Origin of the sequence: Psychrobacillus sp. FSL W7-1493, assembly GCF_038004905.1 — a bacterium.
Taxonomy (GTDB): Bacteria; Bacillota; Bacilli; order Bacillales_A; family Planococcaceae; genus Psychrobacillus.
In genome coordinates, this window is record NZ_JBBOSB010000002.1 from 228,435 (window position 1) to 243,412 (window position 14,978).

Annotated in this window: 11 protein-coding genes; all 11 read left to right on the top strand. The window is 36.2% G+C overall.

What is annotated here, in order from left to right; translation table 11 throughout:
• The first annotated feature begins 242 nt into the window (after positions 1–242).
• The 11 genes from MKX96_RS18675 (at position 243) to MKX96_RS18725 (ending at position 14,948) form a co-directional block, all read left to right on the top strand.
• The gene (locus MKX96_RS18675; protein WP_340886592.1) at positions 243–1,760 is read left to right on the top strand and encodes a T7SS effector LXG polymorphic toxin; all 1,518 of its coding nucleotides are present in this window, start codon (positions 243–245) and stop codon (positions 1,758–1,760) included.
• A 7-nt stretch (positions 1,761–1,767) separates the two neighbouring features.
• A complete protein-coding gene (locus MKX96_RS18680) occupies positions 1,768–2,304 on the top strand; it encodes an ankyrin repeat domain-containing protein (RefSeq protein ID WP_340886594.1) in 537 nt (178 codons plus the stop codon).
• Positions 2,297–2,635 carry a DUF2185 domain-containing protein gene (locus tag MKX96_RS18685; protein ID WP_340886596.1) on the top strand — a complete coding sequence of 113 codons (339 nt, stop codon included), beginning with the start codon at positions 2,297–2,299 and terminating at the stop codon, positions 2,633–2,635. Before MKX96_RS18680 ends, MKX96_RS18685 begins: the two co-directional genes overlap by 8 nt.
• A 191-nt stretch (positions 2,636–2,826) precedes the next feature.
• Positions 2,827–5,988: a DEAD/DEAH box helicase gene (locus MKX96_RS18690; RefSeq protein WP_340886598.1), complete on the top strand. Its 3,162-nt coding sequence runs from the start codon at positions 2,827–2,829 to the stop codon at positions 5,986–5,988.
• Positions 5,989–6,172: 184 nt separating this feature from the next.
• A complete protein-coding gene (locus MKX96_RS18695; RefSeq protein WP_340886600.1) occupies positions 6,173–7,837 on the top strand; it encodes an LXG domain-containing protein in 1,665 nt (554 codons plus the stop codon).
• A complete protein-coding gene (locus tag MKX96_RS18700; protein ID WP_340886603.1) occupies positions 7,824–8,174 on the top strand; it encodes a hypothetical protein in 351 nt (116 codons plus the stop codon). Before MKX96_RS18695 ends, MKX96_RS18700 begins: the two co-directional genes overlap by 14 nt.
• Positions 8,175–8,312: 138 nt before the next feature.
• On the top strand, positions 8,313–9,053 hold the full coding sequence (locus MKX96_RS18705) for an NERD domain-containing protein (RefSeq protein WP_340886606.1): 741 nt from the start codon (positions 8,313–8,315) through the stop codon (positions 9,051–9,053).
• 79 nt (positions 9,054–9,132) lie between these two features.
• Positions 9,133–12,279, top strand: a complete 3,147-nt coding sequence (locus tag MKX96_RS18710; protein ID WP_340886609.1) for a DEAD/DEAH box helicase — start codon at positions 9,133–9,135, stop codon at positions 12,277–12,279.
• Positions 12,280–12,635: 356 nt separating this feature from the next.
• Positions 12,636–13,217, top strand: a complete 582-nt coding sequence (locus MKX96_RS18715; RefSeq protein WP_340886612.1) for a hypothetical protein — start codon at positions 12,636–12,638, stop codon at positions 13,215–13,217.
• A gap of 133 nt (positions 13,218–13,350) precedes the next feature.
• Positions 13,351–13,713, top strand: a complete 363-nt coding sequence (locus tag MKX96_RS18720; protein ID WP_298467972.1) for a hypothetical protein — start codon at positions 13,351–13,353, stop codon at positions 13,711–13,713.
• Between the two features lie 584 nt (positions 13,714–14,297).
• A complete protein-coding gene (locus MKX96_RS18725; protein WP_340886618.1) occupies positions 14,298–14,948 on the top strand; it encodes a plasmid pRiA4b ORF-3 family protein in 651 nt (216 codons plus the stop codon).
• The last annotated feature ends 30 nt before the right edge of the window (positions 14,949–14,978 follow it).

Here is a 14,978-nt window from a genome sequence, read left to right on the forward strand (position 1 = left end):
GTCCATACGCTTTTATTTATATAGATCAATTTACTCGTGAGCCTTTTATCATAATAAAATTAAAAATTCAATTACTTTGGAATTATTTGTTGTTTATAACAGAGTTCTGACTTTACCTCTATATACAAAAATGGAATATTATAACTAATATTGATTTTTTAAAGGAGGAGTTTTATGTGCATAGGCAAGCAAACAGGGGATGGTTGTAAGGTCGTTAGAAGAGCTAAGAGGAAAAACATACTATGAAAATATTAGATGTAGACTTATTAGAAAATGGACTTCAGCGGATTGGGAATCAACAGGAGAGATTAAGAACTGAAATGACTGCTATACAGCAATCTATCGAAGCATTAATAGCAATGGACGAAGTACTGAAAGGGAAAGGAGGAACAGCGATTAAGTCCTTCTATGAAGAGTGTCATCTCCCTCTACATCAAACCTTTCAATTATTTTCTCAACATTTCTCAGAAACATTAGTCAACATAAATAATGCTTTAGAATCACTGGAGTCAAGTAAAGAAGGCTATATACGGGAGGCGTATTTGGAGGGAGAAATAGAGACTGGGCTTACGAGTTTTTCCCAGCTTACTAGTGATTTAACTAACCAATCAAATGATATGATAAGCCAAGTTAGTGATATTGTAGCTCTTCCTCAATTAGATGATAGCATGGTGCAAGAAGGTGTAAGTAATGCAAGAAAAGATAAAGATGAAACGATAGACAAGCTTCATGAGTTTGATACCTCTCAAAACAATGCATTATCCGCTATAGAGGAAGGTATTAATTTAATGAATCAATGGATTTCTATGATTGAATCATTATTTTTATCCGGACGTACAGATATTAGATTTGAGACGAACCAATGGAAAGCAATGACGTTGAACAGTGAATTAAAAGATATAGTAGATTCTAAGACATATCCAATGATTACTTGTACTGCAGGAGACAACGTAGACGAATTAATAGGGACGGAGATTGATCCAGAGATACTGAGTATTATGGAAAATGGTAGAATTAAATCAGTTGAAGGGGAACTGGATGATACTATGTTGTTTGTCAGGTATCATGTTTATGACAATGGACTTATCGTAAAAGAGTTTCAAAAAATTGAATCCGACCAAATTCAATATGAAATAGTATCCAAAGTAGAGGAAGCACAGGAGTCAGAGGATAAAAACGGTTTTGAAGTAGTCGCTGATTTTCTGATTATGGATGATATCAGAACATTAACAGATCCAAATGCATCTTTTTTAGATAAAGGAATAGCTGCCGCCTCTGTTATCCCTCTTCCCGTTGGAAAACTTGTAAAAGGTGGTTCGGCAGCAGTCAAAGCTGTAGACAACGCTGCTGATGCTTCAAAGGCGGCAGATAAGGTTAGAGATGCCTCTAGAATTATAGATGAGTTACCTCCTATAGAAAATGGACCATATATAAAAAATGGAAAACCACGTGGAAGACCACAATTATCAGGTGACAAAAAATTAGAGTTTGAACGGAAGGTATATGACGACAATGTTGGACCTGATGGCATTTTACGTGATCCAAATACAATGGAGGTCCTTGACTGGAAGCCTGGTCAACCAAGAAAAGGTGCGGTAGACTTTGGACATCGACAAGGTTATGAGTATCATCCTATGTTTGAAAAATATAGAAATCGTGAAATAACTTTAGAAGAATTGAAAGAGTTCCAATTTAACCCCGAAAACTTTAGGATAGAGAGTCCTGGAGCAAATAGGAGTCGTAAATTCGAAGGGAAATGATAAGGATATGAAAATAACAAATGTGTTTGATGCAGTACTTAAAGGAACCTTTGAAGATTTTAAAAGTTTCTATAATGGAGAAGTAAATCAGATAAATCCACATAGCAAGTTAAATTTATTGTCTACCGCAATGCTTAATTCTGAGAAACCCGATGATAAGCTGACGATTATCCAGTACCTATTAGAAAATGGTGTAGATATTTCTTTTACAGATTCTTTATATAAAAGAAATGCTCTACATACTTTCTTTTTTAACGTTATGAAAGGTCCAAAAGACTATATGGAACAAGTTGTGAGACTGCTGGTGAAAAACGGTGTAGATGTAAATGGTTTAGATAAGTTCCATTCAATTCCCTTAAAATATGCGATAACAGTCAATAAAAACACTACAGAGGATATGAAGGAGATTTATTCTTATTTAGTGAAAGAGGGGTCTGATGTGAATATAAAGGATACCTTTAATAAATCAATAGTAGACTACGCTAAAGAGTTTCCTTGGAGAATTGAATTTTTGGAAATAGTAAAGGAGTATGAGCATGGATAATAAAAACGATGCATATGGTGGTTTTATGGTTTCTAAAAATGTCTTTAATGGCGTGCCAATCAGATATAGCTTTAGAGAACCGAGTTCTATACCTCAGTTAAACGGCTGGAATCTTTTCTCGGAGTTAGATGATGATGAATATGTGAACAATCCGGATAACTTTGTCATTGTAAATGCTGAAACTATTTATTCGTTAGCACCACAGATGCTAGAAATTTTTGATGCTCCTTACGGGACCGATTTGTTTTGGGTTTATGAAGAAAACGTACACATCGGTTTTTATGATTTGGTGGCAGATAAGATAACGTCAATTGAACAGATTCTAGCGTAGGCGTAGATGATGCTTCCTAGCTTTGGAGTATGGAGAACGTTTAAATAGAGAAACACAGGACGTCCAACAATGGGCGTCCTTTTCTTTTTGTCTATGCTGTTAATCGTAAAGGAAGCACAGGGCGCACAAACATTCCTATCATGCTAAAATAGAGCTAACTAGAAACAGAAACATAGAAAGGGTTTTAGATGATGAATAGTACGATAAACGAAAAGAAAATTAAAGAACTATGTGGCATTACTGCTTTTAAAAAGGGTAAGGCTTATTTTCTTGCGGATAAGGTGCATCTTCATCCTAGCCCTAAAGATAAAAAGGTGATGAAAGCTACTGTAAAGGCAGGAGAGAATTTCATGGTCACTATAAAAGCTGACTCCGTTGGAGAGGTTGTGGCCTCTTGTACATGTCCCCCTGTCGGTTTTGTTTCCACCTATTGTCAGCATATTGCGGCTGCTCTCATCTCAATCGATGAAAAGCAACGAATGGATAGTTATTTGGCAGAAAGAATGCTAAATCTATTTGAAAAAAAGACCTCCCCCCCTACAGGAAAGCAGCTGCACTTTGATGAAAGAAAGATACTTGAGATGGAGTTCACGTGCTGTACAGTTCCTTTGGAGGGAGGGGCTTACGGATTCGGTATACAGTTAGCTGTTGGCCCCGAACCATTTCAAGAAATAAAGCAGGTAGCAAAATTTCTCTATGAAATGGAAAGAAGAAGACCTTTCGAATATTCACCAGGCTATTCCTACGCACCGGAGGTCTTTAGCTTTACAAGGGAAACGGATGACGTGCTTCAAATATTAATGAAAAGTCAGCGCATAAATAGTAAGGCAATAATACATGATGATATTTTGCTTATGTCGGCCACCGATTGGGATAGACTTCTCCCTTTACTTATAAAAGCACCGAGAGTTAAGTTTCTACATGATGATTTTTACTATGAAGGCATTCAGCTTGGTCAAGAGCTGCCGATACGTTTTGAATTTGATGAGGCGAAGAAGCCTGACTATCAGTTGAACGTAAAAGGTCTCGATATGGTGACCGTCTACAGATCCTATGGCTACGCATTTTCTAAAGGGGTGCTATACAAACTGCAGCCGGAAGAGACAAGCAGACTGGCAGAACTAAAAAGCATACTGGACCAATCTGGTAAGCATGAGCTAATCATTCTAGAGAACAATATCGACCAATTCATGAAAACAGTTCTACCAGGCTTGATGAAGCTAGGTCAGGTCTACATAGCGGAGCCTATCTCTAAAAGGATGGGAGAAACACCTCTAAAGGCGAAGCTGTTTCTTGATAGGGTAAAAAATCGCCTGCTTGCTGGCTTAGAGTTCCATTACGGCCATCTGCTAGTCAATCCCTGTGAGGAAACTGAGGAGTCATTCACCCATTTTCCTGGTATACGGCGTCAGAGAGAGAAGGAACTCGAAATCATGAAGCTCTTGTTGGACTGCGGATTCAACCAAACGCCAGGAGGATTTTACTTAATGGATGAGGAGGACGAATATAACTTCCTGTATTATGTATTGCCAAATGTTGAAAAGTGGGTGCAGGTATACGCTTCTACTGCTGTGAAATTACGGGTAGTGAAGGAATATACAGGTCCAAAGATAAGGATTGAGATGAAGGAAAGAACCGAGTGGCTAGAGTTTCGCTTTGAGCTAGACGGTATAAAGGAAAAAGAAATTCAACAGCTGATGACAGCCATTGAAGAGAAAAGAAGATTTTATCGGATACCAAACGGGAATCTAGTGTCGCTTGAAACACCTGAATTTTTAGACCTTGCAAGATTCATGGAGGACATGGAGGTAAGCAGTGAACATTTTCGGGACGTGATGCAGGTTCCTATTCTAAAGGGGATGCAGATTGCACAGACACTAAGTCGAGGGGATCTGCTTGAGCCAGGACAAAGATTTGCTAAGCTCCTTAAGAATCTAAATGAACCGGAGAACCTGGAAGAGGATGTACCATTAGGGTTAGAAAATGTATTACGAGACTACCAAAAGGTGGGCTTCAGATGGTTTAAACTGATGGCATCATATGGTTTTGGAGGTATACTCGCAGACGATATGGGGCTAGGGAAAACACTTCAAAGCATTGCCTTTATTGAATCGGTGTTATCAGAATCTCGTGTTCGAAAACAGCCCATATTGGTCGTTACGCCTGCATCACTCCTTTATAATTGGAAAAACGAGCTAGGCAAGTTTACTCCACATATAGATGTACAAATCATCGATGGCAGTAAGACAGACAGAAATGCGGCATGGAAAGCTGGGATAGAGGCTGATGTCCTCGTCACCTCCTATCCTTCCCTCCGAATGGACACAGATTGTTACAGAGATCTTTTCTTTCATACTGTATTTTTTGATGAGGCGCAGGCTTTTAAAAATCCAATGACTAAAACAGCTCGGGCAGTAAAAATGCTACAGGCAAAGCATCGATTTGCACTTACCGGGACACCAATAGAAAACTCTTTAGACGAGCTTTGGTCTATTTTCTATGTTGTATTTCCTGGTCTATTGCCAAACAGAAGAGAATTCAGTGAGATGAGAAGAGAGCATATTGCCAAACAAGTTCGCCCATTTATATTGCGACGTATGAAAACGGATGTTTTACAAGAGCTGCCTAAGAAAACGGAAATGGTTATCTATTCCGAACTGCAGGTCGAGCAGAAAAAGCTCTACGCTGCGCACTTGGCAGAGCTCAAGCATGATGCCCTTAAACATTTAAAGAAAAAAACCTTCCGGAAAAATCGCATTAAATTTCTCGCTGGGCTAACTAGACTACGACAATTGTGCTGTCACCCAGCCCTCTTTGTAGAAGGCTATGAAGGGAGCTCCGCTAAATATGAGCAGTTAATGGAGATTTTAGAGGATTGCCGAATGACAGGTAGACGAGTGCTTGTCTTTTCTCAGTTTACTCAAATGCTAGCCATCATTCGCAAGCAGCTCATTAAGCAGGGTGCACCATACTTTTATATAGACGGACAAACCCCACCAGTGGATCGTGTCAGTCTGTGCGAACGATTTAACGAAGGAGAGGGAGACTTGTTCCTTGTATCATTGAAAGCAGGGGGTACAGGGCTTAATCTCACCGGAGCAGACACAGTAATATTATATGACCTGTGGTGGAATCCAGCAGTGGAGCAGCAAGCAGCAGATCGTGCTCACCGCATGGGCCAAACAAATGAGGTCCAAGTCATTCGATTGGTAGCAAAAGGCACCATTGAAGAAAAAATTACACAGCTCCAGCATAGAAAACAAAATCTAATCGAGGAAGTTATACATTCTGGACAGGACATATTAGCTGGAATGGATGAAGAAGACATTTTAGAGGTTTTGATGGGAGAGTAACTTATTAATAAAATGAAATAAAACCCAGCATAAATATACAAATATTAGGAGTCCTAAGTAATGACATTGTAATTAATCTTTCCGCCTTAAGAATTATTTTTCATATACGCTCTTCTCACATTTCCATTATTTCTAATAAATGGAATACAATATTATCAACTGAATGTGATAAGGGAGGGAGCTTATGAAAGTATTAGATGTCGATCAATTACAAATAGGGATAAAAGATAATATTAGTATGATGGATACACTTCAAACTGAAACAGAGGCCATCCACCAAAGTATTAAAGGGTTAGTTGGTATGAATGAAGTGTTAAAGGGTTATGGAGGAAATTCAATTAGGTCCTTCTATGAAGAGTGTCACTTGCCCTTTCTTGAATTTTTCCAACTATTTTTAAGGGAATATAAGCGGGTGTTGGAGACTGCTGAAACTGCATTACTTTCACTTGAACCAAATACTGATGGGCATATGGTCGAAAGATATATGGATGGAGAAGTGGAAGAAGGTCTTCAAAATATCTCAACTCTTACAAAAAATTTAGTAGAAGCAACGAATGGTATTATGGACCAGGTTGCTGATATTATTTCTCTGCCTCATCTTGACGATAGTGATGTGCAGGACGGAATTATACTTTCTAGAAATAAAAAAGATGATACCCTAGATAAGCTCTATGAGTTTGATCATACGCAACATAACGCCTTGTTGCCAATTGAAAACGGAATAAAGATAATGGAAAGACGCGTAGCTGAAATAGAAGCTCTAATGAAGAGTGGATTAACCGATAAGCACTTCCAAGTCAATATATGGAATCTGTTGACAGTAAATAGCGAACTAGCAGATGCGATCGAAACACAGACATATCCACAGTTAAGTTGTGTATTAAAAAATGAGCACGAACATTTAATTGGAACAACAATATCAGCAGATACCTTTGATTTGTTAAATATTAAGCTAGAACGAACAGTGGAACGAGAACTTTTTGATGACTTTTCATTGTTAAACTACCATGAATATGAAAATGGGCTTGTAATCAAAGAATATCGTTTAAAAGGTGACGATACGATTCATTATGAGATCGTCAGTGAAGTGAAAGAGGAAATATTGTCTCCAAAAGAAGCTTATAAATTAGGAGAGGATGAATATATAGAATATATTTCATCATTGTCTGACGGAGAAAAGGAAATATTTTTACGAAACGTAATGGATGCTCAGTTAGAAGAAGAAAATAAATTAACCATGGGAATTTTAGATTTTTTAGTTTTAGATGATATCAAAGCCCTTTTTGGACCAGATTCCTCTTTGACTGAGAGAGGGCTAGCAGCTGCCGGATTCCTCCCATTCGGCAAGGTTACAAAGCTAGGTAAATTAGGTAAGTTATTTGGACATGCAGACGATGTACCAACAAATAAAATTGACGACGTACTCGAGGCCAGAGGTATAAAAGTAGTAGATGGTAGAGTAGGAAATAAAATACCTATAGAAGAATTTCACAATATACGGTCCCGTTCAGTCCATAATGCAGATGCCGATTCTATGACTCTTGGGAGGTATACAGGAGGATCTGACTCTTACATCGCAAGAGCTGGTAATAATTCTACTTATTTCAGTATGGGTGATGATTGGAATAAAATCCAAAGTAAATATGGTTTGTCAGATCAGGAAATGTTTGATTACTTTAATGTACCTGCTCTGAATGACGCTGTTTCAAGTGGAAAGAAAATTCAATTCTCACATAACCCAAATGAACGCGTAGGAAGCTTTCTTAATCAGGAGTGGGAGTATTTAAAAAAGGAACATGGCTTTACTGACTTAATTGAAGAAGGAGGAATGTGGTATGCAGAAAGATAGTTTAACTACAGCAAAGGACAAAGCAAAGAGCTTTACGAAAGCAATGAGAGAATACTTTGGGGATCGAGTAGATAATTTTTCAATTTACAATCTAATGGATACACCTCACCAAACGTTCTCGATAGATTTTCAAGCATACAAATACTTCATTATTACTTTAGGTTATGATAGAGGCAGTTTTGGATGTGCTATTAACTACGGGAAATCTAATGTGAGTTTAGAAAACAGTCAGAAATGGTTTGATGAAGCAGATATGAATATCTTCTTAGAGGAATTGGAGCAACAGCTAGAATTAAGAATACCGGATAAATTTTTAGATTTTTATGGGTGGAAATAAAGGATAACTTTTCTTATTAAGCAAGTTAGGAAGTAAGACAGATGCCGTTTGTTAGGTATCTGTTTTTTTACTTGTATATGGAATAATTTTCATTTAAAGTAAAACTATTGTCTGTTAAAGGTGGGTGAATAGAAGTAAATGGGTATAATAATTTTAGTACTATTTATATTTATTTTAGTAATTCTAAAAAAACCAACAGTAAAAGGGTCTATAGGTGAGTGGCAAGTAAAGCGTAAATTAATGGGTCTAGATGAAGAGGAATATGTGGTGCTCCATGACCTCTTGCTTCCCTATGAAGAAGGAACAACACAAATAGATCATGTAGTTGTCTCGACAGTAGGTATATTCGTGATTGAGACTAAAAATTATAAAGGATGGATATTTGGCAAGGAGAGACAAAAGTATTGGAAGCAGGTAATTTATAAGAAGAACTATAATTTTCTCAATCCAGTAATGCAAAACTTTGCTCATCTTACTGCTATACAAACTCTAATAAAAGAGACATACGAAGGGCCTTACTATTCGTTAATAGCATTTAGTAACGAAGCTACCTTAAAAGATATAGAGATAAACTCTGAACACGTACGAGTGTTATACATATCTGCGTTACTCAAGACAATCCAGTCATATGATCAGAAAGTAATTCTTCCTTTTCGAGTGAGACAGATTGCCATGACATTAATAAATGCCAATATACAAGGAAAAGAATCGAGAAAGATTCATGTTCAAGAAATAAAAACTAAACTTGTAGCAAAACAAATTAACTTAAATACTGAAGTTTGTCCTCGTTGTAGTAGCCAACTTATCGCCAGAAAAGGGAAATACGGCGAATTTAAAGGTTGTTCTAATTTTCCTAAATGTCGGTATGTGCTAAAGTGATAGGAAGTCTAAAGTATTAGAGTAAAAAAGAGGTAAAGTATAATAAATAATAAGATTAAGTTTCTATGGAGGTGTTTCTTTGAAAGAAGGTATTTACGACCTACCTATAAACAAAAATATTTATGCAGAGCTAGAGAAGCTTACTCCTGAAATGTATACAATTGACCTAGAGAAGATGGATTTTGAAGAGGCAAAGACCTACTTTTCTTCTTACATTTCAGAGGTTACTAAGAAAGCTCTCTCATATATTCGGGAAGAGGCAAAGGAAGATGACGAAGCACTTTTGTTGCAAATTCAAACTTGTAATCAAATTATTCAACTGTTAAGTTCAAAATTACACGACGAGGATTTTGTGAATCTACAACTAGATGAAAGAGGAGAAATACTTACTTCCGTATATAAAAAGTTAAACAGTATACGGACATTTCGTAAAGAGAAGGCAACTCGACCGCTCACTTCAATTTCTCAAAGCTCTCTATTCACGGGCTCTCAATATGAACCTAACATGTTAGAAGAATTAAAAAAAGAGATTGCTTCCTCTGATGAAATTGAATGGCTGGTTTCTTTTATTAAGTGGTCAGGACTCAGGATCATATTAAATGAACTTCGAGACTTTACTATAGAACGTGGTGGGAAGCTAAGAATTATTACTACTTCCTATATGGAAGCAACAGACTATAAAGCACTTGTGGAGCTTAGTAAATTACCTAATACAGAAATAAGGGTATCATTAGATAAACAACGAACTAGACTTCATGCAAAGGCATATTTATTTAAACGCAATACAGGCTTTAGTACGGCTTACATTGGTTCTTCCAACTTATCTAATCCAGCATTAACTTCAGGGTTAGAATGGAATTTAAAGATTACCGAAAGGGATTCCTTTGATGTTCTAAGAAAGTTTGAGGCAACCTTTGAAAGTTATTGGAACGATGAGGAATTTAAATCTCTTTTACCTGAGGAATACGAAAATTGGGAAATGGTACAGTACTCATTGTCAAAAGAAACTGTCGCCGAGGAAACCGAACAGTATTATTTTGATATCCAACCATATCATTATCAAAAAGAAATATTAGATCAGTTGGAAGTAGAAAGAGTAATTCACGGGCAGATGAAAAATCTCGTAGTGGCTGCGACTGGAGTCGGAAAAACAGTAATTTCTGCTTTTGATTTTAAGCGATTTCTAAAACAAAAACCTAACGCAAAGTTATTATTTATAGCACATAGAGAAGAAATATTAAAGCAAAGTCTGATGACTTTCCGAACGATTTTGAAGGATGCCAACTTTGGTGAAATGTTTGTTGGGAAGCATGAGCCTAAATCTTTTAATCAAGTATTTATGAGTATTCAAAGCTGGAATAGCAAAAAGATGAGTGAAAATACTACTTTTGATTTTTACGATTATATTATTGTTGACGAATTTCATCATGCAACAGCACCCTCGTACAGAGCATTATTAGACTTTTATCATCCAACAATTTTACTTGGTTTAACAGCTACACCTGAACGAATGGATAATGAAAGTATTTTAAGTTATTTTAATGATCGAATTGCTGCTGAAATGAGGTTGACAGAAGCAATAAATAGAAAATTATTAACTCCATTCCATTACTTCTGTGTAACTGATAACGTTGATCTAACTAATATTAAATGGTCAAGAAAAGGATATGACATAGGAGAGCTAACAAATATTTATACTGCAAATCATCGCAGGAGTGATCTAGTTATACAAAGTATAAAAAAGTATGTTACCTCACTAAAAGAAGTAAGAGGGTTAGGGTTTTGCGTTTCAGTAGATCATGCAAAATATATGTCATCCTATTTTAATCAAAAAAATATACCTTCTATTTCATTGCATGGTAAATCGTCACCTGAGGAACGAATTACAGCACAAAGAAAATTAGTAAGTGGAGAGATAAATTTTATCTTTGTTGTGGATTTGTATAATGAAGGAATAGATATTCCTGAAATCAACACAGTATTGTTTTTACGTCCAACAGAAAGTCTAACTGTCTTTTTACAGCAACTTGGTCGAGGATTAAGACTCGCGGATGGTAAAGAATGTTTAACTGTACTTGATTTTGTTGGACAAGCCCATAAAGATTATCCTTTTGAAGAAAAATTCCGAGCGTTGGTAGGAAAAACAAAACATTCTATTCATCATTACATTGAAAATGGGTTTTTCCATCTACCTAAGGGTTCTGTTATCCAAATGGAAAAACAAGCAAAAGATTATATATTAAGAAATATAAAGGCTGCCCGAATTAATAAACAAAATCTTATTGCAAAAATTAAACATTTTGAAGCGGATTCGGGAATGCCGTTAACTTTAAATAATTTTATACAGTTCTATCATCTATCATTAGCAGATGTTTATGGGTCACAAAAAAACCGTAGCTTTGAAAGGATGAAGGTAGAGGCAGGGGTCATAAAAGAATATGTAGCAGAATATGAGGATCTTTTGATGAAAAAAATTCATAAATTATTTCATTTAGATTCCTTAGATCTGATAAATTTCTACAAAAAATATATTGAAAAGTTTGAGGTTAAAACAGAGGAAGAACGAAGAATGGAAGCAATGTTGTATTATTCATTTTTCTCTAAGCCTCCTAAGGATTTAGGCTTTGCTTCCATAAAGGTAGGACTTCGAGAATTATTAACAAATCAAGCATTAAAAGATGAGATTCTCCAAGTAATCGAGGTTTGTTTTGAAAACTTAAGGTTACTTGAAAAAAAATCTCCGTTCAATTTTGTGTCTCCTCTAAGAGTGCACGCACATTATACGATAGACCAAATCTTAGCTGCATTTGGGTACTATAATGAAAAACAAAAACCTGCTTTTAGAGAAGGGGTTAAGTATTTTGAGGAAGAAAAAACGGATGTTTTTTTCGTTACTTTAAATAAATCTGATAAAGATTTCTCTCCTTCTACTTTATACGATGACTATGCGATTAATGAACAATTATTCCATTGGCAATCTCAAAGTAGAACTTCCGATACAAGTCCAACAGCGAGAAGGCTATTTAATCATCGTAAAACGAATAATAAGATTTCTATCTTTGTAAGGGAATATAGGAACGAAGGAGCGTATACCTCTCCCTTTATCTTTCTTGGAACAGCTGATTACGTTAAGCATGAGGGTAGTAAACCTGTGAGTATTATTTGGAAGTTGCACGAACCAATGCCAGCATACCTTGTATCAAGTGCAAATAAAAATGTTTTATGATATAAACCTATATCTAATGTTTCATAACTTAATCGATCCAGGATAAGGTATATGAGATAAATAATGCAGCAGGAGAAATTTTATTTCTCCTGCTGCATTTTTTGCGTTCTAATTAAATCAATTAGCAATCTCCGAATTAAAAATCATATCACAGTCTAGTGTGTTAGCAACGAGTGCTTCTTATTTGATAGAGCAAAATTAATTTTGCATTAATAGATTTATTTAGGTTTACCTGTAAAAGCAGGAATTATGAATTAGGTTCAATCGTAATGAATTTACATCTAAAATGGTACTCTTTGTTATTTTTAAGTAGAATAGGGTAGTAAGTAATAGATGTAATTAGGAGGAATTTTAAATTGAGAAAGTTAACTGTAGTTCTTATGATTTTTGTTTTGTTTTTATCAGCCTGTAATAATGAGACTGATAAAAAGGAAGGAAAGTCAAAAGATGAAAAATCAAAAGATGAAATGGTCCAGGTAACAATTCCTTTTCGTTTTTATGATGGCGTAAGTGAGGAACAGGTACTTGAACAGGCGGACAAACTTGGGATAAGCAAAACTACAATAAATAAGGAAGATCGACTAGTTGAATATGAGATGACTAGAGGAACACAGGAGGAGATCAGTGCAGATTTAAAGAGCAACCTGAAATCGTTTGTAGAAGAGATAGAAGCGAATGAAGATATTAGCTCGATAAAGGGAATTGAATATAACAAGGAATACAATGACTACACCGCTACTGTAAACCGAGAGATTTATGAAGCAGACGGCAATGCCCAGGGCTATGCTCTTTTAGGTCTTTTATTGAGAACACTTTATTACCATTATTTTAATGGGGAAGATTATGAAACGTATGAAGTAAAGATTGATGTAAAGGACGAGGATACGAACAAAGTATTTGATACAGTAGATTTCCCAGGTGAGGATGGTGGCTTTTAGAGATTAAATTCTACATTGATTTGTGGAAAAATAAGGATTGGGTAATTTAATCATATAAATGAAGAAGTTGGTTATACTTCTGTACACAGAGATTTTAAATGCTGTAATTTGTAGCTAAGCGAGAGGTGTTTAAATGCGAAAATCATGGGTAGCTTTATTGATATGCTGTATTTTACCAATCATTACTGGCTGTACAGAGTATGACCAAATGACCGTACAAAGTGAAATAATACAAGTTCATGCGGATAGCCCTTCCATCCTAATAGCAAATGGTAATAGATTCACGGAAGTGAGAGAAACAACAGGTAGTGAATTCACTATTGGAGAGAAGGTTGGGGAGGTACAAGAAAATGTCGGTCGAGATATTGTACCAAGCAATAACCTTTCCTCCAATGCATTAGCGCCTGGGACGGAAATCTATTCTATTAACGAGGATCCGGATATTTACCTTGCCAAGATCTCTAGCAGTAGCTATATGATTTATATTAGTGAGTAGTTTGTCTGGATGATTTGTTAAAATATAAAAAAGTAAAGGTAAAAGTGACAAAAGGTAAGAGGAGAATCTTTTCTTATCCTGTCTCTATTGCCTTTTTTATAAAACCAAAACAGAACGTATGTGTGGTATAATAGAGAGATAATAGTGTGGTAGCTCAAGGGTGGTTGGTTCACTCCCGGTAGAGAGGGGGTGGTGCCTTGTCAGTATTCGAAGCATTGATGTTTGCAGTAGCATTTGCGACATTGGTCGTTGTAATATTGTCGTTTAACCATAAAAAATAACCCATCCTTGAGTTGAGAGCTCAGATGGGTTAATCCTAATTGAAGCCAATCCCCTTTGGGACCAACTATTATAATGGACTGGTTGATGCACTAACATCAATCAGTCTTTTTTAATGTACGCAGTTGTTACTTTTAGTATACGTTTGGAAAGAATTCTTTTCAAGTAGTTCATCTCTTTTAAGCGACTGCTAATTACCCAAAGTGCGCTCTAGCTCAACGCATGGTAATATATGAATTAATTGGAAGAGAACGTACTAGCCATAGGATGGGAAGGGGTTTAAGTATGAAAGCATATCACTTTTATTGACGCTAGAAGGTGTAGAGCCAGTTGTTTGGAGAAGGTTTGTTATTCCTGCAGAGACTACTTTTAAAAGGCTGCATGACACGATTCAATTTGCAATGGGATGGCAGGACGCTCATTTATTTGAGTTTGCTTTTGAAAGAGAGAAACGCAAATTGGAAATCGTAGAGGATGAGGAAATGTATGAACAACATATTTTTGAGCAATTGGGAGCGTTTAAGAATCAGCATAAAAAGATAGAGAATAAATTTGAAAAGCGCTATGTAGAAAGACTAATGACTAGAGAGATGAGACTTGCTACTAAAACGAAGCTTCCAAAATATGTAGAGGAATATATTGAATTTGTTTATCTATACGATTACGGTGATAACTGGCTGCATCATATTAAGCTAGAAAAAATTATCCTAGATTATGAAGTGGTGCATCCCATTTTGTTAGAAGGGGCAGGAGCTTGTCCGCCAGAAGATGTAGGGGGAGTAGGAGGGTATCTAGAATTTTTGGAAGCTTGGAATGATCCTACACATGAACAGCATCAAGATATGAAGCGATGGGGAGAGGGAATGTACGAGCCTGAATTTAATATGGAACAAACAAATAAATGGATGAGAGAGATATTGAAGCTTAAAAAGATTAAAAAGGACGACTGTTCCTGACAAAGTTAAAATTGAAAAAGGAAAGATAAT

Excerpts from the sequence above, each read along its gene's own strand:
- MKX96_RS18720 (WP_298467972.1), top strand. The coding sequence starts at position 13,351 with ATGCGAAAATCATGGGTAGCTTTATTGATATGCTGTATTTTACCAATC.
- MKX96_RS18680 (WP_340886594.1), top strand. The coding sequence starts at position 1,768 with ATGAAAATAACAAATGTGTTTGATGCAGTACTTAAAGGAACCTTTGAA.
- MKX96_RS18705 (WP_340886606.1), top strand. The coding sequence starts at position 8,313 with ATGGGTATAATAATTTTAGTACTATTTATATTTATTTTAGTAATTCTA.
- MKX96_RS18700 (WP_340886603.1), top strand. The coding sequence starts at position 7,824 with ATGCAGAAAGATAGTTTAACTACAGCAAAGGACAAAGCAAAGAGCTTT.
- MKX96_RS18695 (WP_340886600.1), top strand. The coding sequence starts at position 6,173 with ATGAAAGTATTAGATGTCGATCAATTACAAATAGGGATAAAAGATAAT.
- MKX96_RS18690 (WP_340886598.1), top strand. The coding sequence starts at position 2,827 with ATGAATAGTACGATAAACGAAAAGAAAATTAAAGAACTATGTGGCATT.
- MKX96_RS18685 (WP_340886596.1), top strand. The coding sequence starts at position 2,297 with ATGGATAATAAAAACGATGCATATGGTGGTTTTATGGTTTCTAAAAAT.
- MKX96_RS18675 (WP_340886592.1), top strand. The coding sequence starts at position 243 with ATGAAAATATTAGATGTAGACTTATTAGAAAATGGACTTCAGCGGATT.